21 protein-coding genes and 3 pseudogenes are annotated in these 24,043 nt (G+C 65.0%); 13 read left to right on the top strand and 11 right to left on the bottom strand.

The annotated features are described in order from the left end of the window. Nucleotides 1-16: 16 nt before the first annotated feature. The 4 genes and pseudogenes from ACCQ00_RS17315 to ACCQ00_RS17300 all read left to right on the top strand — a co-directional run. Nucleotides 17-472 (top strand): hypothetical protein, encoded by a 456-nt coding sequence (locus ACCQ00_RS17315; protein WP_007964195.1) that lies wholly within the window; start codon nucleotides 17-19, stop codon nucleotides 470-472. After that, nucleotides 469-951 (top strand): ribosomal protein S18-alanine N-acetyltransferase, encoded by a 483-nt coding sequence (gene rimI, locus ACCQ00_RS17310; protein WP_007964194.1) that lies wholly within the window; start codon nucleotides 469-471, stop codon nucleotides 949-951. The genes ACCQ00_RS17315 and rimI overlap by 4 nt, the downstream gene beginning before the upstream one ends. A 49-nt stretch (nucleotides 952-1,000) precedes the next feature. Next, entirely contained in the window at nucleotides 1,001-1,144 is a 144-nt protein-coding gene (locus ACCQ00_RS17305; RefSeq protein ID WP_157838192.1) for a hypothetical protein, read from the top strand. 629 nt (nucleotides 1,145-1,773) lie between these two features. Beyond that, nucleotides 1,774-2,226 (top strand): annotated as a pseudogene (locus tag ACCQ00_RS17300) (pectate lyase family protein); the annotation flags it as partial. A 35-nt stretch (nucleotides 2,227-2,261) separates the two neighbouring features. Here ACCQ00_RS17300 and ACCQ00_RS17295 read toward each other — a convergent pair. Beyond that, on the bottom strand, nucleotides 2,262-3,488 hold the full coding sequence (locus ACCQ00_RS17295; RefSeq protein WP_011345585.1) for an IS256-like element ISXax1 family transposase: 1,227 nt from the start codon (nucleotides 3,486-3,488) through the stop codon (nucleotides 2,262-2,264). A 57-nt stretch (nucleotides 3,489-3,545) separates the two neighbouring features. On the opposite strand from ACCQ00_RS17295, the pseudogene ACCQ00_RS17290 reads away from it, so the two are divergent. Further along, a pseudogene (locus ACCQ00_RS17290) lies at nucleotides 3,546-4,241 on the top strand (pectate lyase family protein); the annotation flags it as partial. A gap of 234 nt (nucleotides 4,242-4,475) precedes the next feature. Here ACCQ00_RS17290 and betA read toward each other — a convergent pair. The 7 genes from betA to ACCQ00_RS17255 form a co-directional block, all read right to left on the bottom strand. Continuing rightward, nucleotides 4,476-6,146, bottom strand: a complete 1,671-nt coding sequence (gene betA, locus ACCQ00_RS17285; RefSeq protein ID WP_017156694.1) for a choline dehydrogenase — start codon at nucleotides 6,144-6,146, stop codon at nucleotides 4,476-4,478. 126 nt (nucleotides 6,147-6,272) lie between these two features. Then, nucleotides 6,273-7,745: a betaine-aldehyde dehydrogenase gene (gene betB, locus ACCQ00_RS17280; protein ID WP_039573156.1), complete on the bottom strand. Its 1,473-nt coding sequence runs from the start codon at nucleotides 7,743-7,745 to the stop codon at nucleotides 6,273-6,275. Between the two features lie 40 nt (nucleotides 7,746-7,785). Next, the gene (gene betT, locus ACCQ00_RS17275; protein WP_039573158.1) at nucleotides 7,786-9,765 is read right to left on the bottom strand and encodes a choline BCCT transporter BetT; all 1,980 of its coding nucleotides are present in this window, start codon (nucleotides 9,763-9,765) and stop codon (nucleotides 7,786-7,788) included. 136 nt (nucleotides 9,766-9,901) lie between these two features. Further along, nucleotides 9,902-10,639, bottom strand: a complete 738-nt coding sequence (locus tag ACCQ00_RS17270) for an endonuclease/exonuclease/phosphatase family protein (protein WP_010377815.1) — start codon at nucleotides 10,637-10,639, stop codon at nucleotides 9,902-9,904. 49 nt (nucleotides 10,640-10,688) lie between these two features. After that, entirely contained in the window at nucleotides 10,689-11,504 is an 816-nt protein-coding gene (locus ACCQ00_RS17265) for a thiol:disulfide interchange protein DsbA/DsbL (protein WP_017156697.1), read from the bottom strand. A gap of 91 nt (nucleotides 11,505-11,595) precedes the next feature. Next, complete coding sequence (locus ACCQ00_RS17260; RefSeq protein ID WP_017156698.1) at nucleotides 11,596-12,246, bottom strand: thiol:disulfide interchange protein DsbA/DsbL; 651 nt, start codon at nucleotides 12,244-12,246, stop codon at nucleotides 11,596-11,598. A 94-nt stretch (nucleotides 12,247-12,340) separates the two neighbouring features. Then, nucleotides 12,341-13,138 (bottom strand): c-type cytochrome, encoded by a 798-nt coding sequence (locus ACCQ00_RS17255; protein WP_007968623.1) that lies wholly within the window; start codon nucleotides 13,136-13,138, stop codon nucleotides 12,341-12,343. 143 nt (nucleotides 13,139-13,281) lie between these two features. On the opposite strand from ACCQ00_RS17255, the gene yihA reads away from it, so the two are divergent. After that, on the top strand, nucleotides 13,282-13,905 hold the full coding sequence (yihA, locus tag ACCQ00_RS17250; protein ID WP_039573162.1) for a ribosome biogenesis GTP-binding protein YihA/YsxC: 624 nt from the start codon (nucleotides 13,282-13,284) through the stop codon (nucleotides 13,903-13,905). A gap of 94 nt (nucleotides 13,906-13,999) precedes the next feature. On the opposite strand, the pseudogene ACCQ00_RS17245 reads toward yihA, so the two are convergent. After that, nucleotides 14,000-14,692 (bottom strand): annotated as a pseudogene (locus tag ACCQ00_RS17245) (VIT1/CCC1 transporter family protein); the annotation flags it as partial. Nucleotides 14,693-14,892: 200 nt separating this feature from the next. Here ACCQ00_RS17245 and ACCQ00_RS17240 point away from each other — a divergent pair. After that, nucleotides 14,893-16,275, top strand: a complete 1,383-nt coding sequence (locus tag ACCQ00_RS17240) for a glutamate--cysteine ligase (RefSeq protein ID WP_039573168.1) — start codon at nucleotides 14,893-14,895, stop codon at nucleotides 16,273-16,275. A gap of 187 nt (nucleotides 16,276-16,462) precedes the next feature. On the opposite strand, the gene ACCQ00_RS17235 is transcribed toward ACCQ00_RS17240, so the two are convergent. Next, nucleotides 16,463-17,965, bottom strand: a complete 1,503-nt coding sequence (locus tag ACCQ00_RS17235) for an ATP-binding protein (RefSeq protein ID WP_022558276.1) — start codon at nucleotides 17,963-17,965, stop codon at nucleotides 16,463-16,465. Continuing rightward, on the bottom strand, nucleotides 17,962-18,681 hold the full coding sequence (locus tag ACCQ00_RS17230; RefSeq protein WP_011050505.1) for a response regulator: 720 nt from the start codon (nucleotides 18,679-18,681) through the stop codon (nucleotides 17,962-17,964). The genes ACCQ00_RS17235 and ACCQ00_RS17230 overlap by 4 nt, the downstream gene beginning before the upstream one ends. A gap of 137 nt (nucleotides 18,682-18,818) precedes the next feature. Between ACCQ00_RS17230 and ACCQ00_RS17225 the strand changes: the two genes are divergently transcribed. The 6 genes from ACCQ00_RS17225 (at nucleotide 18,819) to fghA (ending at nucleotide 24,034) form a co-directional block, all read left to right on the top strand. Further along, nucleotides 18,819-19,919 (top strand): glycosyltransferase, encoded by a 1,101-nt coding sequence (locus ACCQ00_RS17225; RefSeq protein WP_039573174.1) that lies wholly within the window; start codon nucleotides 18,819-18,821, stop codon nucleotides 19,917-19,919. A gap of 453 nt (nucleotides 19,920-20,372) precedes the next feature. Further along, the gene (locus ACCQ00_RS17220; protein ID WP_039573178.1) at nucleotides 20,373-20,720 is read left to right on the top strand and encodes a hypothetical protein; all 348 of its coding nucleotides are present in this window, start codon (nucleotides 20,373-20,375) and stop codon (nucleotides 20,718-20,720) included. 329 nt (nucleotides 20,721-21,049) lie between these two features. Further along, a complete protein-coding gene (locus ACCQ00_RS17215) occupies nucleotides 21,050-21,325 on the top strand; it encodes a metal/formaldehyde-sensitive transcriptional repressor (RefSeq protein WP_005911021.1) in 276 nt (91 codons plus the stop codon). Between the two features lie 66 nt (nucleotides 21,326-21,391). Next, entirely contained in the window at nucleotides 21,392-22,501 is a 1,110-nt protein-coding gene (locus tag ACCQ00_RS17210) for an S-(hydroxymethyl)glutathione dehydrogenase/class III alcohol dehydrogenase (protein WP_008576768.1), read from the top strand. A 68-nt stretch (nucleotides 22,502-22,569) separates the two neighbouring features. Continuing rightward, on the top strand, nucleotides 22,570-23,145 hold the full coding sequence (gfa, locus tag ACCQ00_RS17205; protein ID WP_039573181.1) for an S-(hydroxymethyl)glutathione synthase: 576 nt from the start codon (nucleotides 22,570-22,572) through the stop codon (nucleotides 23,143-23,145). A gap of 58 nt (nucleotides 23,146-23,203) precedes the next feature. After that, on the top strand, nucleotides 23,204-24,034 hold the full coding sequence (fghA, locus tag ACCQ00_RS17200) for an S-formylglutathione hydrolase (RefSeq protein ID WP_039573184.1): 831 nt from the start codon (nucleotides 23,204-23,206) through the stop codon (nucleotides 24,032-24,034). Nucleotides 24,035-24,043 lie beyond the last annotated feature (9 nt).

The following is a 24,043-nucleotide window of genomic DNA, read 5'->3' as shown; positions in this document are numbered from 1 at the left end:
TTTCGTGAGCGACTCGATGAGCGAGCCGATGTGGTCCGATCTGCAGGTGTCGTATCTGCAGGCATTGGGGCATACCGTGTATCTGGATCGCGATGCGGTCGATGCGTTGCCCGCGCCTGTCGAGATTGCCGAGCGCGCACCGATGGCCGCGCCGGCGCGTGTGGAGCGTGCGCTGCAACCTGCAACGGCCAATGCGCCCGTCGCGCGGCGGAATGCACCGGCGGCACCGGCCGAAGCGCCACGTGCGCCCAGCACTGCGCCAGCGCCGGTGCCGCAACGGCGCAGTCGTGTCGGCATGCCGGATCGCCTGCAGATGGCTTTGCTGCGCGCATCCGGCTGCAATCCGGGCGATCCTGCGACCCAGGCCTTGATGGCATCCTGGCCGCTGGCGGAACTGCGCGGCAATCCGGCCGCCAAGCGTGCGCTGTGGCCGCAGCTGCGCGCGCTGCGTCGGCGCCGGGACCCGGCGTGAGCGCATTGAATGCGCCGCAACCCACCTCGCTGCGCGCAATGCGCGAGAGTGACCTGGATGCGGTGATGGAGATCGAGCTGCGCGCCTATCCGTTTCCGTGGACGCGCAACATCTTTCGCGATTGCCTGCAGGCCGGATATCCCGGCTGGGTGATGGAGCAGGGCGGCCGGGTCATCGGCTATGGCGTGATCAGCATCGCCGCCGACGAGGCGCACGTGCTCAACGTCTGCATCGCACCGGAGGCGCAATCGCAAGGCCACGGTCGCGTGTTGCTGCGCGCGCTGATCAAGGGCGCCTGCGATCGCGGTGCGCGGCGCGCGTTTCTGGAGGTGCGCCCGTCCAACCCCTCGGCCATCGCGCTGTACCACTCCGAAGGCTTCAACGAAATCGGCCGGCGCCCGCGCTACTACCCATCCCACACCGGGCGCGAAGACGCCTTGGTGATGGCGATCGAGTTGTTCTTCGAAGGATTTTCCTGAGCGCACCCACGCATCTTTGAGGATGCGTGCCGGTTGGCGTTGCTGCGGCATGCAGTTGCTGCCCTGGATGCCGGCGCTGATGGTCTGCGATTCGATGCTTGTGCTGAGCGACTGCATGATGCACCTGCGCATGGAACGTTTGGTATCACGCTTGCCCAACGAGCTCGCCTTGCTCTACCGAGCGGCTTGGTGAGGCCGCAGCGAAACGGTCGCCGGATCGGTCGATGGCGGCGCTGACCCATGCGCATCAGAAGCGTGGCGTCCAAATGATGCTGCGCCTGTGCAATCGATCTCAACGTGGTCATGCGTCATGCCGGCCACATTGGAGCGAGGGGCTTGCGCCTTGCGTACAACGTGGGCCGACGCGCCCGTCTGCGAGGTGGCGAATGTTTCGCCATAGACCGATAGGCGCTTTTGCGTTGTTCCGGTCGTATGCGGGCGGCGCTTTTGTGTTGAATGCCGCGGCGCGGCAATGCGATGCAACGACTGGCACGCCAAAAAACACATGTATTTGAATGGTGGCGTGCGTTCTCGCGGATTACCCCGACATGGTGTGACACGCAATCATGCTGCGTTGCAGTGTCCTTGCGCTGTCTCTGCGTGTCCTGATCGCAACGTTTTGTCTCTTCTTTTGTGTCTCGCAAGCGTTTGCGTGATTACGCATGCATATCCGAAAAGCGTCTAGATACAAGCGGTTGCAACGCTCCTAGTATCGGTGTCGCGGAATCGAATATTCCATATCTGAATAATACGTTCCGCTTCTGCTGGACCAGGGGTGCGCCGCAGCGCGGCGCATCGAACCCATTCGAGGGAGAGATCAAGATGAAGCCGAAATTTTCGACGGCGGCCGCCGCGTCGCTGTTCGTTGGGTCGTTGCTGCTCACCGGCGTTGCCTATGCCGATGCGGCGTTGGAGGTTGCAACCACGGGCTGGGCGACCCAGAACGGCGGCACCAAGGGCGGCTCCAAAGCGGCTGCCGCCAATATCTACACCGTCAAGAACGCCGCCGAATTGAAAGCAGCATTGAGCGCAAGCGTCGGAAGCAACGGGCGCATCATCAAGGTCAGCGGCATCATCGACATCAGCGAAGCAAAGCCTTACACCAAAACCTCGGACATGAAGACGCGCGCGCGTCTGGACGTGCCCACCAAGACCACGCTGATCGGCATCACCAGCAACGCGGAAATTCGCGAAGGCTATTTTTACGTCAAGGCCAACGACGTCATCATCCGCAATATCACCATCGAAAATCCATGGGACCCGGAACCGGTCTGGAGCGTGTGCAGAATTTTGTGTAACCGTGGTTTGGGTTACCGCTGAGGAAGTCGCCCCTCGAACTGGATCGTAAAGCGGTTCAGCGCAGCCTTCCAGTCGCGGATCGGCAGCGTCCATTTCTTGGTGATGTTGCGCAGAGCCAGGTAGAACAGTTTCATCAAGGCTTCGTCGCTGGGGAACGCGCCGCGGTTCTTGGTCAGCTTGCGCAGGCTCATGTTGACCGACTCGATGGCGTTGGTCGTATAGATCACCTTGCGGATCTCCGGTGGGTAGTCGAAGAACGGGATCAGTCGTGACCAATTGCGCCGCCATGACTGGCTGATGGGCGGGTACTGGGCGTCCCACTTGGCCTCGAACTCGGTCAGTGCCTGCTCGGCCTCCTCGACGGTGGCGCAGGCGTAAATGCGCTTGAGATCGGCGGCAACCTCGGCGCGGCGTTTCCACGAGACGTAGTTCAGGCTGTGCCGCACCATGTGCACGATGCACAGCTGCACGGTGGTCTGCGGGAACACCGCCTCGATCGCCTCGGGAAACCCCTTCAGGCCATCGACGCAGGCAATGAAGATGTCCTGCACCCCGCGGTTGCGTAGCTCCGTCACGACTTGCAGCCAAAACTTGGCACCCTCGGCCTGCGCCAGCCATAGGCCCAGCACTTCCTTCTCGCCGCCCATGGTGATGCCGATGGCCAGGTACACCGCCTTGACCCGCACCGCGCCCTCGCGCACTTTGACGTGGATGCAGTCCAGATAGACGATCGGATAGACCGGATCCAGTGGCCGCGCCTGCCACGCCTTGACCTCCTCGACGACCGCATCGGTGACTGAGGAAATCAGACTCGGCGACACCTCGGTGCCGTACATCTCCTCCAGGTGCGACTGGATCTCGCGCACGGTCATGCCGCGCGCGTACAACGACAAGATCTTGTCATCGAAGCCGGCCCAGCGGGTCTGGTGCTTGGGGATCAGCTGTGGCGCGAAGCTGCCGTGGCGATCACGCGGAATCTCGATCGGCAGCTCGCCGAACTCGCCCTTGAGCGTCTTGCGGCTGCGTCCGTTGCGCGTGTTGCCGGCCGCGTTGGCGACCGGCTCATGCTTGTCATGACCGAGGTGTTCGGTCATCTCCGCGTCCAGCGCCCGCTCCACCAACCGCTTGGTCAGCTGCTTGAGCAGGCCGTTCTCGCCGATCAGATCCTCGGGTTTGGTGTAGTTGACCAACAGGCTGCTAAGCAGCTCGTCGGGTACCTCATGTGTGCGTGGGCTCATGGTGTCTCCGGGTTAGGTGGCAGTCTCCTGCCTGTGGCCCGGTTACACAAAATCTAGGACACGCCCCCGGTCTGGGACCCGGATGATGGCAGTGCCGGCAACTGGAATGCGGAGTACGACGGCCTGACCGTGGAAGGCGCCAGCAACGTGTGGGTGGACCATGTCACCTTCACCGATGGCCGCCGTACCGACGATCAGAACGGCACCGCAAATGGCCGTCCGAAACAGCACCACGATGGCGCGATGGACATCAAGAAAGGCGCCAATTTCGTCACCGTCTCGTACTCGGCCTTCAAGTCGCACGAGAAGAACCTGATCGGCTCCAGCGACAGCGCCTCCAGCACCGACAGCGGCAAGCTCAAGGTCACCATTCACAACACCCTGTTCGAAAACATTTCTGCGCGCGCTCCGCGCGTGCGCTTCGGTCAGGTGCATCTGTACAACAACTACCACGTCGGCAGCACCAGCAATACGGTCTATCCGTTCTCCTACGCGCATGGCGTAGGCAAGGAGTCGAAGATCTTCTCCGAGCGCAACGTGTTCGAGATCAGCGGCGTGAGTAGCTGCGACAAGATCGCTGCCGACTACGGTGGCAGCGTGTATCGCGATCAGGGTTCGTTGCTCAATGGCAAGGCGCTGTCGTGCTCGTGGAATACCAACATCGGCTGGACGCCGCCGTATACCTACAACCTGCTCTCGGCCGACAAGGTCGCTGCAGACGTCAAGGCCAAGGCAGGCGCCGGCAAGCTCTGACCGCCACCGGTTGCAGGCTCTCATGCAGCGCTGCACGCAGTTGCACAACGCCCGCAGTGATGCGGGCGTTGTGCGTTTCAGGTGGAGGTGGATGGGTTCCGGGGAGATGGTGGCGTTGCATCGTGCAGTTGGAGAACTGCTTGTGTGGCGCTTGATCCGTCTGCTTTCGATGTACAAGCTGCTCTTATTTAAGGCTAAGGGAATGGACAGCGCGGTTCTGAGTCACTGGAGGAGTCACCCGCGCACAGGGGCATCGCCGGCAATGTAGTAATCGGCGGTACTGCGCGGCAATGGGGTGCGGCCGCGCATGCGGTCGGCGATTTTCTCGGCAATCATGATGGTGGTGGCGTTGAGGTTGCCGGTGATGATGCGCGGCATGATCGAGGCGTCGATCACGCGCAGGCCCTCCATGCCGTGCACGCGGCCCTGGCCGTCGACAACCGCCATGTCGTCGGTGCCCATCGCGCACGAGCAGGAAGGGTGATAGGCGGTTTCTGCGCGGGAGCGGACGAATGCGTCCAGCTCCGCATCGGTCTTGCAGTCCGCGCTGGGGCTGATCTCGCGGCCGCGGTAGGGGTCTAGCGCCGGCTGCGCGATGATCTCGCGGGTGATGCGGATCGCATCGCGGAATTCCTGCCAGTCCTGGTCGGTGGATTGGTAGTTGAACAGGATCGAAGGATGCTGGCGCGGGTCGCGCGATTTGGCGTGCACACGCCCGCGGCTGGGGGTGCGCATCGAGCCGACGTGCGCTTGGAAGCCGTGCTCCTTGACGGCATTGCTGCCGTTGTAATTGATGGCCACCGGCAGGAAGTGGTACTGGATGTTGGGCCAGTCGAATTCCTCGCGCGTGCGGATGAAGCCGCCGGCTTCGAACTGATTGCTGGCGCCGGTGCCGGTGCCAGCGAACAACCATTCCGCGCCGATCGCCGGCTGGTTCCACCATTGCAGTGCCGGATACAGCGAGACCGGTTTGGTGCACGCATACTGGATATACACCTCCAGATGATCCTGCAGGTTCTGGCCGACACCGGGCAGGTCGTGCACCAGCTGCACATCGAGTGCGCGCAGCAGATCGGGCGCGCCCACGCCGGAGCGTTGCAGCAGCTGCGGCGAGGCGATCGCACCGGCGCACACCAGCACTTCGCGGCGTGCGTGCGCATCGATTCCCTCGCTGCTGTTGCCCACCAGGTAATGCACGCCGATGGCACGCTTGCCTGCGAACAAAATGCGGTCGGTGGTGGCGTGGGTGACGATATGCAGGCCATCGCGTGGCTTGGCCATGTCCAGGTAGCCGCGCGCGGTGCTGGCGCGGCGCCCGCGTGGTGTCACCGTGCGGTCCATCGGTCCGAAGCCTTCCTGCTGGTAACCATTGAGATCGTCGGTGCGCGGGTAGCCTGCCTGTACGCCTGCCTCGACCATGGCATGGAACAACACGTTGTTGTCGTTCTTTGGCGTTGCCACGCTCACCGGGCCGTCGCCGCCGTGATAGTCGTTGGCGCCGATGTCGCGCGTCTCTGCCTTGCGGAAGTACGGCAGGACGTCGCGGTAGCTCCAGTCCTCCAGGCCGGGACGCTTGGCCCAATGATCGAAGTCCAGTGCATTGCCGCGGATGTAGCACATGCCATTGATCAGCGACGAACCGCCCAGACCCTTGCCGCGGCCGCATTCCATGCGCCGGTTGTCCATGTAGGGTTCCGGCTCGGTTTCGTAGGCCCAGTTGTAGCGACGCCCCTGCAATGGAAAGGCCAATGCGGCCGGCATCTGCGTCCGGAAATCCAGGCGGTAATCCGGCCCGCCGGCTTCGAGCAGCAGGACGGTCACACCGGGATCTTCGGTCAGGCGTGCCGCCAGCACGTTGCCTGCCGAGCCGGCACCGATGATGATGTAGTCGTATTCGCGTTGCATGGTGTTCTCCTGATGCGTTAGCGGTGCGGTGGCGATCAAGGCGTATGGGACTGACCCAGGCAGGCTCCGGGGGAGCGATCGCGGCGCGTCGGTGCCACCGCGCTTGCCTGCGCTGGCTCCCCGCCGTCAGAACACCGACGCGTAGCGTTCCAGTTCGATCTGGACCGATTTGGTGCGCGTGTAGGCCTGCAGGGTCGCCAGGCCGTTTTCGCGACCCACGCCCGACTGCTTGTAGCCACCCACCGGCATCGGTGCCGGCGACTCGCCCCAGGTGTTGACCCAGCAGATGCCCGCTTCCAGGCGATGGATCAGACGATGTGCACGCGCCAGGTCCGGCGTGACCACGCCTGCCGCCAGACCATACGTGGTGGCATTGGCGCGCGTCACCGCTTCGTCTTCATCGTCGTAGGTGAGCAGGCTTAAAACCGGCCCGAAGATTTCCTCGCGCACGATGGTCATCACATCGGTGCAATCGCTGAAGATGGTCGGCGCCACGTAATAGCCCTGCGCCAAGGCGCCGTCTTGCAGGCGCTCGCCGCCGCACAGCAGACGCGCGCCTTCGGCCTTGCCCTGTTCGATATGCTCCAGCACGCGCTGCATATGCGCGGCGCTGACCAGCGGACCGAAGGTGGTGCGCTCATCGAGCGGGTCGCCGATATGGATCCGTTGCACGCGTGCCAGCAGGCGCGCTTCGAATGCGTGACGCAAGGCGCGCGGCACGAACACGCGCGTGCCGTTGGTGCACACCTGCCCGGAGCTGTAGAAGTTGGCCATCATGGCGATGTCGGCCGCCAGGTCCAGGTCGGCATCGGCGCAGACGATCAGCGGCGACTTGCCGCCCAGCTCCATGGTCACCTCCTTCAGCGACGAACTCGATGCGCTGGCCATCACTTTGCGGCCGGTGGCGGTGCCGCCGGTGAAGCTGATCTTTTCGATCTGCGGGTGCTCGGTGAGCGCCGTGCCCACGCTGGCACCATCGCCGGGCAACACGTTGAACACGCCATCGGGCAGGCCGGCCTCGGTGAAGATTTCGGCCAGTTTCAGTGCGGTGAGCGGGGTGACTTCGCTGGGTTTGAAGATCATCGCGTTGCCGGCGGCCAGGGCGGGCGCGGCTTTCCACAACGCGATCTGGATGGGGTAATTCCATGCGCCGATCGCACCCACAACGCCCAGCGGTTCGTGGCGCGTGTAGAAGAAGCTGCCATCGCGCAAGGGCACCTGCGCGCCCTGCAGCGCCTGCGCAACGCCGGCGTAATACTCCAGCACGTCGGCGCCGGTGACCACGTCCACGCTACGCGTTTCGCTCAGCGGCTTGCCGGTGTTGAGCGTTTCCAATTCGGCCAGCGCATCGTTGCGCTCGCGCAGCAACGCCACCGCACGCAGCAAAATGCGTGAGCGCTCCACCGTCGTCAGGGCCGCCCAGTGTTGCTGGCCTGCCTTTGCGCTATCGACGGCCGCATCCAGGTCGTCGGCACCGGCGTTGTGCACGTTGGCCAGCACCTCGCCGGTGGCGGGGTTGACCACTTCGAACGTGTGGCCGCCGCGGGCGGGAACATAACGGCCGCCGATATACAGCAACTGGTCGGGGAAACGTGGCATGACAAACCTCCTGTGGGACGGTCGCCGCAGCGAGGCACCCTCAGCGGGTGAGGTGCAGAAACTGCAGGTGACGTTCGTATTGATCGATGATGTCGTTGATGATCTGTTCGCGGCTGTAGCCCACCAGGTCGTAGTCCTGGCTGCCTTCGTACAGGTAGACCTCGGCGCGGTAGTAGCGCTGGTTGCGGAAGCGCTGCGCGGCAAACGACGGAGTGAGATAGCCGCGCATCACGATTTGATAGCGGAAACCCTGCTGTTCGCCGTGATCGACGCTGATTTCCATGTCGCCGTCGTCGATGCGGCTGCTGACCTTCCAGCCTTCCTCCTGCAGCTGTGCGGTGACCGCTTCGATGGCCGGCCGCACCTGGTCATGCATGAAGCGATACACCTCATCGCGCGCCGGGAAGTGCATCGCCTGGCCCAGCCGCTGACGCCAGCCGCCGTGGTGACGCGATTGCCCGATCAACGGGCTGGGGCTGTAAAGCTGCGCGCGTTTGCGCTGCGATTCTTCGCCAAGTGCGCGCGACAGGCCCCAGGCCATCAGCAGCAGCACTGCGGAAAATGGCAGCGACGCCAGCACCACCGCCGATTTCAGTGCGTCCATGCTGCCGGCCAGCAGCAAGCCTGCCGTGACCACGGCAGTGAGCGCGCCCCAGAACACCCGCAGCCAGCGCGGGCCATCGTCGTGCGGTTCGCCGCCGTGAGAGGAGAGCGTGGACAACACCACCGTGCCGGAATCGGCGGAGGTCACGAAGAACACGAAGCTGATCGCCACCGTCACCGTGATCACCGTGCGGCTCCAGGGGTAACTCTGCAGCAACGCATACAACACCGTCTGCGGCGCATCGATGGCCTGCTGCGCCCAGGCGGCCTGGCCATGATGCAGCAGCTGATCCAGCGCGCTGTTGCCGAAGATCGACAGCCATGCCAGCGTAAACCCGAGCGGGATCAGCAACACCCCCAACACGAATTCGCGAATGGTGCGGCCGCGCGAGATGCGCGCGATGAACAGGCCGACGAAGGGTGCCCAGCCGATCCACCAGGCCCAATAGAACACTGTCCAGTTGCCCAGCCAATCGGCACGGCCACCATAGGCGTACACGTCGAAACTCTTGTTGACCACGCTGCCCAGGTAGTCGCCCAGGTTCTGCATCAGCGCATTGAGCAGGTACTGCGTCGGGCCGGCGAACAGCATGAACAACAACAGCGCAATGGCCAGCAGCATGTTGATGTCCGACATCCAGCGCACGCCTTTTTCGACGCCGGAGACCGCCACCACGATGGCCGCGCCCATCATTGCCACGATCAACGCGACCTGCACCCAGTGCGTATGCGGCACATCGAACAAGGTGCTCAGCCCAGCGTTGAGATGCAGCACGCCAAAGCCCATGTCCGCACCGATGCCGAACACGGTGGCCACGATGCCCAGCGCATCCACGGTGTAACCGATCGGCCCGTTGATGCGCTTGCCGATCAGCGGATACAACGCCGAGCGCAATGCCAGCGGCAGGTTATGGCGGAAGGCGAAATACGCCAGGGCCATGGCGGCCAGTGCGAACACCCCCCAACCATGCAGGCCCCAATGCAGGAACAGCACCTGCATCGCCTGGCGTGCGGACGCCTCGCCGTTGCCGCTGCCACCCTGGGGTGGTTGCAGATAATGCGTGAGCGGCTCGGAGACGCAGAAGAAGAACAGCGTGATGCTGATGCCGGCGGCGAACAGCATGCCGGCCCAGGAGAGATAACTGAATTCCGGCTCGTCGTGATCGGCGCCCAGCTTGATGTTGCCGTAGCTGGACAGGGCCGTGGCTAAAACGAACACCAGATACAGCGTCATCGCCAGCAGGTAGTACCAGCCGACATTGCGCGACGCCCAGGTCTGCGCATCCAGCAGCACACGCCCGGATTCCAGCGGAAACAACGACACCAGCAAGGCAAACGTGCATACGACGGTGGCAGCCAGCACGAACACCGGGCGCAGGGTGCGTACCGGCAAGGCCTGCGGCGCTGTCGCACTCATGGCGACGCACTCATACGCTGCGTATCACGTGCTGTGCTCCCAACGAAAAACCGCCTGCGTTATCGCACAGGCGGTGTCGAGGGGGTGTCAGCGGTCGAGTTCGCCAATGCGAACCCGTTGTCACTTTTCCGGTTGTTTAACGCAGCAATTGCCTTGGCACGCGGATATCCATGCCCACCGCCAAATGATCTGAAAACGCGGCCGGAATCGCTTCGGTATGTTCGATCACCAGGCTGTCGCTGACCAGGATGTGGTCGATCGCCCGGTCCGGACGCCAGCTGGGAAAGGTGTGCACCTCGCAACTGGGCGGTTGCAGACGGGTATGGCGATAGAGCGACTGCATCTCCGGTCGATCGGCCATGCAATTGAAATCGCCCATCAACATCGCGTTGGGATGGTCGGACAATAGTTCGGCGATGAAGGCCAACTGCGCCATGCGCGAATTGGCGCCCAGCGACAAATGCGCCACCGCCACGGCCAGGCCATCGCGGCCTTCGCCGAACTTCGCCAGCAGGATGCCGCGCCCGCCGATACGGCCGGGCAGAGCATGGTCCTGCACTTCCACCGGTTCGAGCTTGCTCAACAAACCGTTGGCGCTGGAGGCCACCCCACCCATGCGGCGGTTGGGTTGGTGGCTCCAGTAATCGAATCCGGCGCGCTCGGCCAGATAGTGGGTCTGGTTGGTGAAACCCGAGCGCAGGCTACCCGGATCGGCCTCCTGCAGGCCGACGATGTCGCGTTCGCCCACCAGCTTGGCGATGCTGTCCAGGCTGGTGCGCTTGCTGCCCAGCGGCAACGCGTGCGACCAGCTGCGCGTCACATAGTCGCTGTAGCGGCGGGTGCTGGAGCCGGCCTGGATATTGGCGGTCAGCACCCGCAGGGTGCGCGAGTCCGAAGCGTTCACGACGTTGCGTTCGCGCGCCTCACTTGGCCAGCGTGGCGCGTTCGCGCGCGATCAGGTGATCGGCAATGCGCAGCATGTCCGGGAAGCTCTGGCCCTTGACCAGGTACTTGCCGTTGATGATCAGCGACGGGGTGCCGGTGATCTTGCTGCGGGTGGCGAACTGCTTGGCGCGGTTGGTCTTGGCCGAGACGCCGAAGCTGCTCATGGTGTCGATGAAGGTCTTCTGGTCCACGCCGTACTTGGCGTAGAACGCGGCGATGTCCTGCACCGAATCCTTGCCGCGCTCGCCCTTGAGGGTCTGGTCGACGTGGATGGCCTTGTACAGCGCTTCGTGGGTCTTTTCCTGCACGCCCAGGGTTTCGGCGGCATAGAAGGCGCGGCCGTAGTCGTCCCACGGGCCACCGAACATGGCCGGCACATAGACGAAATGCACGTCCGACGGCAGGCCGGCCTTCCACGGCCCGATCAGCGGCTGGAACGCGTTGCAGGCAGGGCAGACGTAGCCGAAGACTTCGGCCACTTCGATCTTGCCGGCGGCCTGCTGATAGGGCTGGCCACCGTCGATGTCCAGATAGTCGGTGCCGGCGACCGGCTCGGGGCCATTCGGTGCGCGCGGGGCAGCGCTGGGCGCGGCAGGCGGCGGCGTGGTGGCGCTTTCGCCCACTGCAGGCGGAGCGGCCGGATCGGTGGCCGGGGTAGCGGCAGCAGGCGCGGACGCCGGTTCGGCAGCTGGGGTGGTGGCGGCAGGTGCGGTGTCGGACGAACCGTCCTGCGCCTTGCAGGCGACCAGGATCGGCAACAGCGCCATCAGCGTCAGGGCGAAGCGGGTCTTCATCGGATTGGATCTCCAGCGTGGGGCGAGAAAAGGGCCGGACGGCCGCGGGGCGCATGATGCCACGCGTTGCCGTCGCTGGCGGTTATGCGGTTCAGCGCTTGGCTGGCGCGGCGTGTTCGCGGGCGATCAAATAGTCGGCAATCCGCAGCATGTCCGGGTAATTGCGTGCGCCGATCAGGTAACGGCCATTGACGATGATGGCCGGGGTGCCGGGGATCTTGCTGCGCAGCGCGAACTCGCGCGCGGCCTTGAGCTTGGCATCCACCGCCTCGCTCTTGTAGGTCTCGATGAAGCGCTGCTGCGGGATTCCATAAGTGGCGTAGAACGCGGCCAGTTCTTCGGGCGCCACGTTCTGGGTGGGCACGGTCTGCTTTTCATGGATGGCCTCGAACATGGCGCGGTGGCTGCGCTTGGCCACGCCCAGGATATCGGCGGCGAAGTAGGCGCGCGCAAACGCGTCCCAGAAGCCACCAAAGGCCGCCGGTACCGGGGTGAAGCGTACGTACGCCGGCTGCTTGGCCACCCAGGCTTCCAGCACCGGTTCGAAATGCGCGCAGTGCGGGCAGGTATAGCCGAAGACTTCGGTCACTTCGACCTTGCCGGCCAGCGGGGCGTACGGCTGGCCGCCGTCGATCAGGGTGTAGTCCTCGCCTTCGACCGGCGCGGCTTTCTTGTCGGCGGCGCAGGCCACCAGCGGCAACAGGAACATCAACAGCAGGGGCAGACGGGAAAGCAATTTCATGCGGGCTCCGTGGGGGCGAGGGGGAGAGCGGTAAACGACGACGCCGGTCGCGGGACCGGCGTCGTGAAGCGGTGTGGCGACGGCAGGGATCAGCTCACGAACGTGCAGGCGCTCCTGCAGGCGGCTGCGCCGCTGCCGCGTCGTCGGCACGATCATGCAGGCCTTGCAGATAGCTGGCCAGCGCCTGGATCTCCTGCTCGGTCAGCGGATGCGCCACCTGCGCCATGATATTGAACAGCGCCGGATTGCGCTCCTGGGTGGTGCCGGCCTGGTATTCCTTCAGGCGCCGCGCCACGTACTCGGCGTGCTGTCCGCCCAGGCGCGGATAGGCCGGGCCCGGATTGCCGCCGCCCGAAGGCCCATGGCAGGCCATGCAGGCCGGCACGCCGCGCGCGATGTCGCCACCGCGGTAGAGCTTTTCGCCGACCTCGTAGAACTTCATGCCCTGGTACGGGCCCTCGGCGATCGCCGCGTCGTCGGCGACACCGGCGGAGGCCTTCTGGGTGGCGAAATAGGCGCCCAGATCGCGCATATCCTGCGCGGTGAGGTCCTTGACGAAGGGCACCATCACCGCCGACATCCCGGTATTACGCTCGCCGCTGGCAATCAGCGCCACCTGATGCGCCACGTAGCGCTCGGTTTGCCCGGCAATGCGTGGGTACATCGCCACTGCCGGATTGCCGTCCGGTCCATGGCAGGCTGCGCAGGCAGCGGCCTTGGTCTGGCCGGCCTTGGCATCTCCCCAGGTGGTCTTGGCCAGATCCACCTCCAGCGGCGCAACGCGCACCGGCGGCGGATCGGGGATCGGCGTGACTGCCGATTGCGCAAACGCCACGGCCGCAATGACCGGTACGGCGAGGGCGGCGAGGACTAGCACACGAGCATGGCGCATCAGCTAAAGCTCCGTATGGACCCGGCCCGCGCGCGTTGGGTACTGGCAGTGGCAGGCGTGCTTCGATTATCGACACGCCTTTGCGCCAGGGTCAACGAACAGTGCAGCAAAACTGCCAGGCTCGAACGTGCGATCCTAAGGGGATGTCGCTCCTTATCGAACAAGCCCGCTACCACCTGTCCGCCCACAACGCCCGGCAATTGCCCGACGACGGCGGCTACGAGGTGGCCTTTGCCGGCCGCTCCAATGCCGGAAAATCCAGCGCGCTCAATGCGCTGACCCGCCAGAACGCGCTGGCGCGCGTGTCCAAGACCCCCGGCCGCACCCAGCAGCTGGTGTTCTTCCAGATCCAGCCCGAGCGGTATCTGGTGGACCTGCCCGGGTACGGCTATGCCAAGGTGCCGCAGGACCTGCAGGCGCACTGGCAGGCCTTCATCGACCGCTATTTCCGCACCCGCCAAGCCTTGCGCGGGCTGGTGGTGGTGATGGATATCCGCCACCCGCTGAAAGACTACGACCTGCAGATGCTCGGTTACGCCGCCGAACGCGGCCTGCCCGCGCATGGTTTGCTGACCAAGGCCGACAAGCTGGGCCGTGGCCAGCAGATGCAGGCCCTGCAGAAGGTCAAGAAGGAAGTGACCTCGCGCTTTGGCGACAGCGTGACCGTGCAGACCTACTCGGGCGAGTCGCGCCAGGGTGTGGACGAATTGCGCGGGATTGTCGGTGCCTGGCTGGGTTTGACAGTCGAGCCGCCGGCCGAGCACTGAGCGGGCACGGCCAGGTTGCGCCGATCGCCCAGAGGCAGTGCGTCGCCGCATAGGCAGCAACACAACCGATTCGTGAGACGGTCGCGGCTGCTTGGACCTGGACGTTGAACAGGTGTCCGATCACAGCGGTGGTGGCCATTGCCGCTGCACCCCAGAACAGCACCCGGATGGCGCCGCGCAGGCCAGAGGCGCCGCCAGTCCGCGCCGCTACCGCGCCGGTCAAGGCCAAACCGAGCAACGCGGTCAGGCTGGTCACCGGTGCCGTGCGAGCGGCCGGCGCCAGCAGCGCGGCCAGCAGCGGAAGTGCCGCGCCGCAGCAGAATGCCGCTGCCGACGCCAGCGCGGCCTGCAGCGGTCGCGCGCGCAGGCTCTCGGTGATGCCGAGTTCATCGCGTGCATGTGCTCCCAGTGCATCCCGGGCGGTCAATTGTTCGGCGACCTGGCGTGCCAGCGCAGCATCCAGCCCGCGCTGGCAGTAGATCGCAGCGAGCTCTTCCAATTCGCTCTGCGGGTGATCGCGAAGTTCGCGCCGTTCCAGCGCCAGGTCGGCACGCTCGGTGTCCGCCTGCGATTGCACCGACACATATTCGCCGGCAGCCATCGACATCGCGCCGGCGACCAAGCCGGCGATGCCGGTGGCAAGCACGTCCGCTGCGGCCGCACCGCTGCTGGCCACGCCGACCAGCAAGCCGGCCACCGAGAGGATGCCGTCATTGGCGCCAAGCACGGCGGCACGCAGCCAGCCAGCGTTGTCGCTGCGATGGCGTTCGTGATGGATGGGTCGCATTGTGCGTGCTCCAGGTGGACACGGCGCCAACTTAACCGGGCAAGGCGGAGCAAGCGTGGTTGCGTCTTGTTCTCGCCGGCGTCCGTGTGGTGAGGTGTGGAATGCTGCACCACCACCGATGGCGATATGGGCGGTACGCCGCTCAGGCTATAGTGCCGGCCTTGCGACGGCGCCACGCCATCCCCAGATCATTCCCCCTTTTGCGCGAGCATCACACCTTGTCGAGTCCTAGCCACGTTGCCGAAACGCCGATCACCGAACGCGCGGAGCTGGTCCAGGTGCTGGCCTCCGGCGAGAAGCCGAGTGCGGACTGGCGGATCGGCACCGAGCACGAAAAGTTCGGCTTCCAGTTGGATGACCTGCGTGCGCCCAGCTTCGAAGGCGCACGCGGCATCGAGGCCTTGCTGACCGGGCTGACCCGTTTCGGCTGGGAGCCGGTGCAGGAAAACGGCCGCACCATCGCACTGCTGCGCGACGGCGCATCGGTGACGCTGGAGCCGGCCGGGCAACTGGAGCTCTCCGGCGCGGCAGTGGAAACCCTGCATCACACCTGCGTGGAAACCGGCACCCATCTGGACGAGGTGGCGCAGGTGGCCGGCGAGTTGCAGCTCGGGTTCCTGGGCATGGGCTTCCAGCCCAAGTGGCGTCGCGACCAGATGCCGTGGATGCCCAAGGGCCGCTACCAGATCATGAAGAACTACATGCCCAAGGTCGGCGCGCTCGGCCTGGACATGATGACGCGCACCTGCACGGTGCAGGTCAACCTGGATTACGCCACCGAAGCGGACATGGTGAAGAAGTTCCGCGTCTCGCTGGCGCTGCAGCCGATCGCCACCGCGTTGTTCGCCGATTCGCCGTTCACCGACGGCAAGCCGAACGGCTATCTCAGCTACCGCTCGCACATCTGGACCGACACCGACGCCGATCGCACCGGCATGCTGGATTTCGTGTTCGAAGACGGCTTCGGCTACGAGCGCTACGTCGATTACCTGCTCGATGTGCCGATGTACTTTTCCTACCGCGATGGCGTGTATCACGACGCCAGCGGGCAGAGCTTCCGCGATTTCATGCAAGGCAAGCTGCCCGCGCTGCCGGGCGCGTTGCCGACATTGCGCGATTGGTCCGACCACATGACCACCGCATTTCCGGAAGTGCGTTTGAAGAAGTATCTGGAAATGCGCGGTGCCGATGCCGGCCCCTGGGATCGGTTGTGCGCGTTGTCGGCGTTCTGGGTCGGCCTGCTGTACGACCAGACCGCGCTGGATGCGGCCTGGGACCTGGTCAGGGATTTCAGCCCGACCGAGCGGCATGCACTGCGCGACGGCGTGCCCAAGCATGCGCTGGGCCTGCCGTTCCGCACTGGCACCGCGCGCGATCTGGCAGTGGAGGCGGTCAACATTGCACGCGAAGGCCTGCGTCGCCGCGCACGCCTGAACCGCGACGGGCAGGACGAAACCGGCTTTCTGGATGTCATCGCCGAGATCGCCGAAAGCGGCGTCACCGCTGCCGAACGCAAGCTGGCGCTGTATCACGGCGCATGGAACGGCGATATCGACCGCGTGTTCCGCGAGTTCGCTTACTGAGCGCGCCTTGGCCGGTTGCCAGCGCGTGTTGGCGCTGGCAGTCGTCGGCCGTCGGTGATGGCTGGTGGCGCCGGTGTCGCCGCGTCAGCCGATGTAGCCAGACGCGCAAGGCCATTGCCGGAACAGCTGTGTCGGGTCGTATCGGCGCAGTTGCCGCTTGCGCGGCCCGGCCGCACTCCATCTCAGGTCAGCGTCGCTCGGGCATGCAGGGCAGTCGTACGGTCACGCGCAATCCGCCACGCGGCCGATTGTCCAGACGTAGGTCGCCGCCGTGCGCCAGCACGATGCTGTGCGCCACCGACAAGCCCAGCCCGATGCCGCCGGTGTCGCGATTGCGCGAGGACTCGCCACGCACGAACGGCAGCAACAATTGTTCGCGCTGGGTGGGATCGATGCCGGGGCCGTCGTCGTCGATCCACAACACGCCGTCCTCGCCGTCGCGCTGCAGTTGCAGACGGGCGCGTTTGCCGTATTTCAACGCGTTTTCGAGCAGATTCATGACGGCGCGGCGCAATGCCAGCGGGTCGCCGTCCAGGGTGATTTCCGGGCCGGGCAGCAGCTCGGCGTCGGCGCCGATGTCGGTGGCGTTGTCGACCACGCTCTCCACCAGCAAGCGCAGATCCAGCGGCGCGCGTTCGCCGCGATGACGGTCGTTCTGGATGAAGTCCAGCGCTGCGGAAATCATCGCCTTCATCTCGTTGATATCGGCCAGCGCCTTGTCGCGCAGCGGTGGTTGCAGGCCATCCAGACGAAACGACAGCCGCGCCAGCGGCGTGCGCAAGTCGTGCGCGATCGCTGCGACCATGTGCGTGCGTTCGTTGATCAGGCGGTTCAGGCGCGCCTGCATCGCGTTGAACGAATCGGCCGCGCGCACGATTTCCGGCGGGCCGCTGCGTTGCAGGGCCGCGGCATCGGGATTACGGCCCAGGCGATCGGCAGCCTCGGCAAAGCGCTTGATCGGTGCCGACAGCGCGCGCGAAAACCACCATGCCAGTGGCACGTTGGCCAGCAGGCCGGCCAGGAACAGCAGCACGACATGGGTCTTGAACTCGCCCGAGAGGCGTCGACGCGGCGATTCCACCGTACGCCAACGGCCATCGGACTGTTGCAGGGCGGCGGTGAACCCGTCCAGCAGCGGTACGCCGGGGGTCAGGCGCTCGCTTTCCCAGGCGCCGGGTAACTCGTCCGGCCGCAGCCCGTCGCCGGGCAGCGCAGCGGGGTGGCTGTCGCGCGGCCAGTCGTCCGGAAACGGCGGCAGAGGCTGCGTGCCAAGGCGTTCGTGCGCCCCGCCACCGCCGTCGCCCGCGTGGTCCCGGTTGGACCATCGCTGCGGCGGCAGCATGTCTGGCTGCGGGCCTTCACGATCATTGGCGTTGCGATAGAACCGCACCTGGCGTTCGGGCACATCCAGCCAGTGCGCAAGCAGCATTTCGGCGAAGGGGTCGCGCACCTGGCCTGTCGGCGGCACCGGGGCTTGCGCCGATTCGTGCACTTTCAGGGTCTGGGTGCCGGCCGGCATGCGGGTGGAGAGCAGCGCCACCACTTCCGGCGGATGGACGGGAGGCTCGTAGACGGGGGTCCGCATCACCAGCAGGGCGATGCCCACCGCCTGGGCGGTGAGCAGGGCCACCGCCAACAATACAAAGGTCCGCGCAAAGATCGACAGCCCGCGCCGTGCCGGTTTGCTCACAGGCGCGAGACGCTCGGCAGGAGCATGTAGCCTTCGTTGCGTACGGTGCGAATCAATTCGGTATGGACGCGCTCATTGATTTTGCGGCGCAGGCGGCTGATCTGGCTGTCGATGGCGCGGTCGTAGACGTCGGTGTCGCGGCCACGGGCGTAGTCCAGCAACTGGTCGCGGCTGAGCACGCGCTGCGGGTGTTCGACGAAGGTGCGCAGCAGCGCGAACTCGCCGTCGGACAGATTGATGAAGATGCCGGTGGGGTCGCGCAGGTCGCGGCGTACCACGTCCAGCCGCCAGCCGGCGAATTCGTAGACGTTTCCGCGCTGGTCGGCCTGTTCGTTGCTGGCCTGGCTGCGCCGCAGCAGGGCACGCACCCGGGCCAGCAATTCGCGCGGATTGCAGGGCTTGGCGAGGTAATCGTCGGCGCCGACTTCCAGGCCGATGATGCGGTCGGTGTCGTTACCCAGCGCGCTGAGCATGATGACCGCAGGTGAACCGCGCTCGCTGGCCAGGGCGCGCGCTGCACTCAGCCCATCTTCTCCCGGCATCATCACGTCGAGTACGATGAGGTCCGGGCGGCGCTGCGCCATGACAGAGCGCATCTCCGCCACGTTTTCGGCCATATCCACCTGGTAGCCGTGGGCGCTCAGAAATTCGCCGATCAGCTTGCGCAGGTCCGGGTCGTCGTCGACCACGAGAACGCAGGGTTGTTGCAGGTCCATAGGGATCATCGTCTGTGGCGCGGCGCTTGGCCCGCGCAAGGTGGTGGCTGCCGGATACATGGTGCTCGCAATTGCAGGGCTGGAGCACGCATCATAATGATCGAATTTGTCAACCATTGGCACACGTGTAACGCACCATGACAGACCAGGACATCGCGCAGGAAGCCACGGCATCGACACTATGCCGTTGTACTGGCGCGTGCGTGCATGACAAGGCATTTCCAATGATGCGGGTGATCAGTCGCGACAACGGCGTGGGGCTGACCCGCGACATGGTGCTGATGGCCAACACGCTGCGCGCTGGCGGCGTGCCGGTGCAGGAAGTGGGATTCACCAGTCAACGCCTGCACGACACTGGGCGCGAGGCGCGCCTGTGGGCCAGCCGCATGCTGTTCGGGCGGGTGCCGCTGCAGATCTTTTCCGAGCGCGTGTACAAGCGCTGCCTGCCGCTGGGGCAGATCAACCTGCTGGTGCCCAACCCGGAATGGCTGCTGCCCAAGTGGCTGCCATTGCTGCCGCGCTTCGATGCGGTTCTGTGCAAGACCCACCATGCCGAGCGAATCTTCCGCAGCCTTGGGTGCGCCACACGCTTCATCGGCTTCACCAGCCCGGATCGGTACGACCCACGCGTGTTTCGTCGGCGCGCTTTCTTCCACCTGGCCGGGCGCAGTACCGCCAAGGGCACGCGCGTCTTGCTGGATACCTGGCAGCAGCATCCGGAGTGGCCGCTGCTGACAGTGGTGCAGAACCCGCGCACCGCCGGCAAGCCGGTCGTGGCCCCGAACATCGACCACCGCGTGGGGTATCTGGACGATGCCGAACTGCGCCGTATGCAGAACGCGCATCTGTTCCATATATGCCCCTCCGAGGCCGAAGGGTTCGGGCATTACCTGATGGAAGCGCTAAGCGTGGGCGCGGTGACGTTGGCGACCGACGGCGAGCCGATGAACGAATTGATCAGGCCCGAGCACGGGGTGCTGATTCCGGTGGCCGAGGTGCGTCAGCGTCGTCTGGCATCGTATTACTACGTGGACGCGGCAGGCATCGCGCAGGCAGTGCAAACCGCCCTGGCATTGCCGCAGGCGCAACTGGACCAGTTGTCGGCCAATGCGCGCGCGTTCTACCAGGCCAACGATGCGGCATTTGCCGCGCGCTTTCGCGCTGCGGTGCTGGCCTCGCTACCGGAGCATGCAGTGGACGCTGCGGTCGCCGCGGCGCCGGCCGCCGTCGAAAACTGACAGCGGCAGCACCTGCGTCGCCACTGTCGCACCAGCGGCATCTTGCAGCGCGTAAGCCGAAGCAGGTGTTGCACGCGCCTTGTGTCGACGCCGCACATGCCGGCAAGCGTCAATCCACGCCGGCGCGCGGCGCGCGGTGGCAAATGCGCAGCACAGTCAGCTGCAACTCTTCCCGGACGAGCGCGGCCCAGCCCGCGCCCGCCATCTGCATGCCATACGCAGATGTGCCATCCAGCCAGGGAGATCACGATGGTCCACGCAGCACCACGCGTTGTCGTTACCACTGCAATACTCGCCGCGCTCAACCTGGCAGGTTGTGCGAGCCTGTGCGGTGCCCCGCCTCATGCGCCTTCGCCCTACGCGCATCGCGCGCCGCCACCGCCACCGCCACCGCCGGGCGCAGGAACCATCGAGGCGTCACCGCCTTGTGCGCCGGAACACGATGTGGTCCCAATGCCGCCGCCTGCCGGCGTGGCGCGCCGCGCTGCGCCGGAGCGGCAAGATCGGGGCAGTGGCGACGGCTGCCTGGTGCATGGGGGCGTAGCACCGCCACCGCCGCCACCCTTCGATAGCGACGCATTCGACGCGCCGGATGCCGCAGATGAACCGCCTGGCCTGCCGCCAGACGATGCCGAATTCGACGCAGCGCTGCAGGCATGCGCTACCGCCGAAGGCATCGCAACGCCATTCCTGCAGGGGCCTTCGCCGGACCTGCCGCCCGACCTGCTGGCCGAATGCCTGGATGCCGCAGGATTTGCGCCGCCGACACCGCCGCCGCCGCCGTTCCAGCCCTGGCGCTGATGCGGGGACGCCACCCCAGCGGTCGGCACCGGTCGGGATGATCGAAGGGGCCGGTGCTGCGGCCATGGCCCGCAACCATTCTTGCGCTGGGTGCCTCGCGCGCCAGCGGCGTGCGAGGTGTGTCGTCACGTCTGCGCAATGTGCATGCTGCATTGCGGCCACCAGGTGGGCTCTTGATTCCCGTGACGCCAGCGGCATTCGGGGCATGGCGCCATATGCCAACGCGTGGCGGTGATCGCGCTCGACAAGACGACGATCGGCATGCCGCCGGCCATAGCTTTTTTCGAAACAATCCATATACTGCCCCCCAGTATTTTGCTGGAGCTGCCATGCCGCATTCGCCGCACGAGAAAAAGCGAGCGCTAGCACGTGTGCGCCGTTTGCGCGGGCAGTGCGACGCGCTGGAGCGGGCGCTGCAGGCCGGCGCAGACTGCGCGCCGGTCTTGCAGCAGATCGCCGCCATCCGGGGCGCCGTGAACGGGCTGATGTCGCAGGTGCTTGAAGCGCATATCCGTGAAGATTTCGGGCACGCCGCCGCATCCGATGCGCAACGCGCCGAGCGGGTGCAGGACCTGCTCGGCCTGGTCCGGTCCTACCTGAAATAAAACTCTCACCGGGTCGGCGCGTGTCGCGCCCCCGTCCTCGAACCTCATCGTCAGGAGCCTCATCCCATGAAATCCCGTGCAGCAGTCGCATTCGGACCCGGCAAGCCGCTGGAAATCGTCGAAATCGACGTCGCGCCGCCGAAAGCCGGGGAAGTGCTGGTCCGTATCACCCACACCGGCGTGTGCCACACCGATGCATTCACGCTGTCCGGCGACGACCCGGAAGGCATCTTCCCGTCGGTACTCGGGCATGAAGGCGGCGGCATCGTCGAGGCGGTCGGCGAGGGCGTGACCAGCGTCAAGGTCGGCGATCACGTAATCCCGCTGTACACGGCCGAATGCCGCAAGTGCAAATTCTGCCTGTCCGGCAAGACCAACCTGTGCCAGGCCGTGCGCGCCACCCAGGGCAAGGGCCTGATGCCGGACGGCACCACGCGCTTCTCCTACAACGGCGAGCCGATTTATCACTACATGGGCTGCAGCACCTTCAGCGAATACACCGTGGTGCCGGAAATTTCGCTGGCGGTGGTCAATCCGGAGGCGCCGCTGGAGAAGGTCTGCCTGCTCGGCTGCGGCGTTACCACCGGTATCGGCGCGGTGCACAACACGGCCAAGGTCAAGCCAGGCGAGAGTGTTGCCGTTTTCGGGCTGGGCGGCATCGGTCTTGCGGTGATCCAGGGCGCGGTACAGGCCAAGGCCGGGCGCATCCTGGCCATCGACACCAATCCGGGCAAGTTCGATCTGGCGCGCAGCATGGGTGCCACCGATTGCATCAACCCGAAGGACTACGACAAGCCGATTCAGGAGGTCATCGTCGAGTTGACCGATGGCGGCGTGGATTTCAGCTTCGAATGCATCGGCAACGTCAACGTGATGCGTTCGGCGCTGGAGTGCTGCCACAAGGGCTGGGGCGAGAGCGTCATCATCGGCGTGGCCGGCGCCGGCCAGGAAATCAGCACGCGTCCTTTCCAACTGGTGACTGGCCGCGTGTGGCGTGGCAGCGCCTTCGGTGGCGTCAAGGGACGTACGCAATTGCCGGGCATGGTGGAGCAGTCGATGAAGGGCGAGATCGACCTGGACCCATTCATCACCCACACCATGCCGTTGGAAGAGATCAACGAGGCCTTCCACCTGATGCACGAGGGCAAGTCGATCCGCACCGTGATCCATTTCTGACCAGACGGCCAGGAGCGGCGCGCGGCCGCTTCCGCGCACGTGGTACCCGACACTCCGGGAGGAGCGTAATGACTAACGTGTCGATTCATCCTTCGGTAGATAATGGTGTTGCGCGAAGTGGTGCAGAAAATTTTCGAGGCGGCACGCTTGAATGCCACTGCGCCAGCGACAAGGTGACCGTCGAGGTGTCTGCGCAGACCGCGCATAACCATGCGTGCGGTTGCAGTAAATGCTGGAAACCCGAGGGCGCGAAGTTCTCGGTGGTGGCGGTGGTTCCGCGCGACAACGTCAAGGTCACCGCGCACCAGGAAAAGCTGAAGATCGTCGACGAAAGCGCCACGATCCAGCGCCACGCGTGCACCGGTTGCGGCGTACATCTGTATGGGCGGATCGAAAACAAGGACCACGCATTCTACGGTCTGGATTTTGTCCACACCGAGTTGTCGAAACAACAGGGGTGGTCGGCACCGGGCTTTGCCGCGTTCGTTTCGTCGATCATCGAAACCGGCACGCCGCCGGAACAGATGGATGGCGTACGCACGCGCCTGACCGAGCTGGGGTTGCCGCCCTACGACTGCCTCTCCCCGGCGTTGATGGATGCCCTGTCGGCGCATGTGGCACGCCAAAAGGGTCTGTTGCATTGATGGTCCAACCCTGCAGCCGGCGATCCGGCTGCAGGGTTTTCTCTTCGTAAGGAATCTCATGGAACGTATCGAACACCGCGCCTGCTTCGGCGGCTGGCAGGATGTCTATCGGCATCAGTCGCACACCTTGAACTGCAGCATGCAGGTGGGCGTTTACCTGCCGCCGCAAGCCGCCGACGGCCCGTTGCCGGTGCTGTACTGGCTGAGCGGTTTGACCTGTACCGAACAGAATTTCATCAGCAAGGCCGGCGCGCAGCGCTATGCGGCAGAACATGGCGTGATCCTGGTCGTGCCCGACACCAGCCCACGGGGCGAGGATGTGGCCGATGCGGACGGTTACGACATCGGCAAGGGCGCCGGCTTCTACGTAGATGCCACGCAAGCGCCATGGGCGGCGCACTACCGCATGTACGACTACGTGGTGAACGAATTACCGGCGTTGATTGAAGCGACCTTCGCCAACACCGGTGCGCGTGCGATCAGTGGCCATTCGATGGGTGGGCATGGCGCGTTGACCATCGCACTGAAGAATCCGGGTCGTTATCGCAGCGTGTCGGCGTTTTCGCCAATCGTGGCACCCAGCCAGGTGCCGTGGGGCGAGAAGGCGTTTGGCCAGTATCTGGGCAACGACCGTGCGACCTGGAAAGCCTACGACGCCACCGCATTGATCGCTGGCGCCCAGGAGCGTCTGCCCCTGCTCATCGACCAGGGCGACGCCGACGAATTTCTGCAAAACCAGCTAAAAACCGCATTGTTCGAAGATGCGGCAAGATCCGCCGGCTACCCGGTGACGGTGCGGCTGCAACCCGGCTACGACCACAGCTACTACTTCATCGCAAGCTTTATTGGCGAGCACATTGCGCATCATGCTGCAGCCTTGCGTGGTTGAGTGCTGATA

The organism is Xanthomonas sp. NCPPB 3761, assembly GCF_041475705.2.
GTDB classification, from domain to species: domain Bacteria; phylum Pseudomonadota; class Gammaproteobacteria; order Xanthomonadales; family Xanthomonadaceae; genus Xanthomonas; species Xanthomonas phaseoli.
This window is presented reverse-complemented; position numbering and strand designations above follow the sequence as displayed.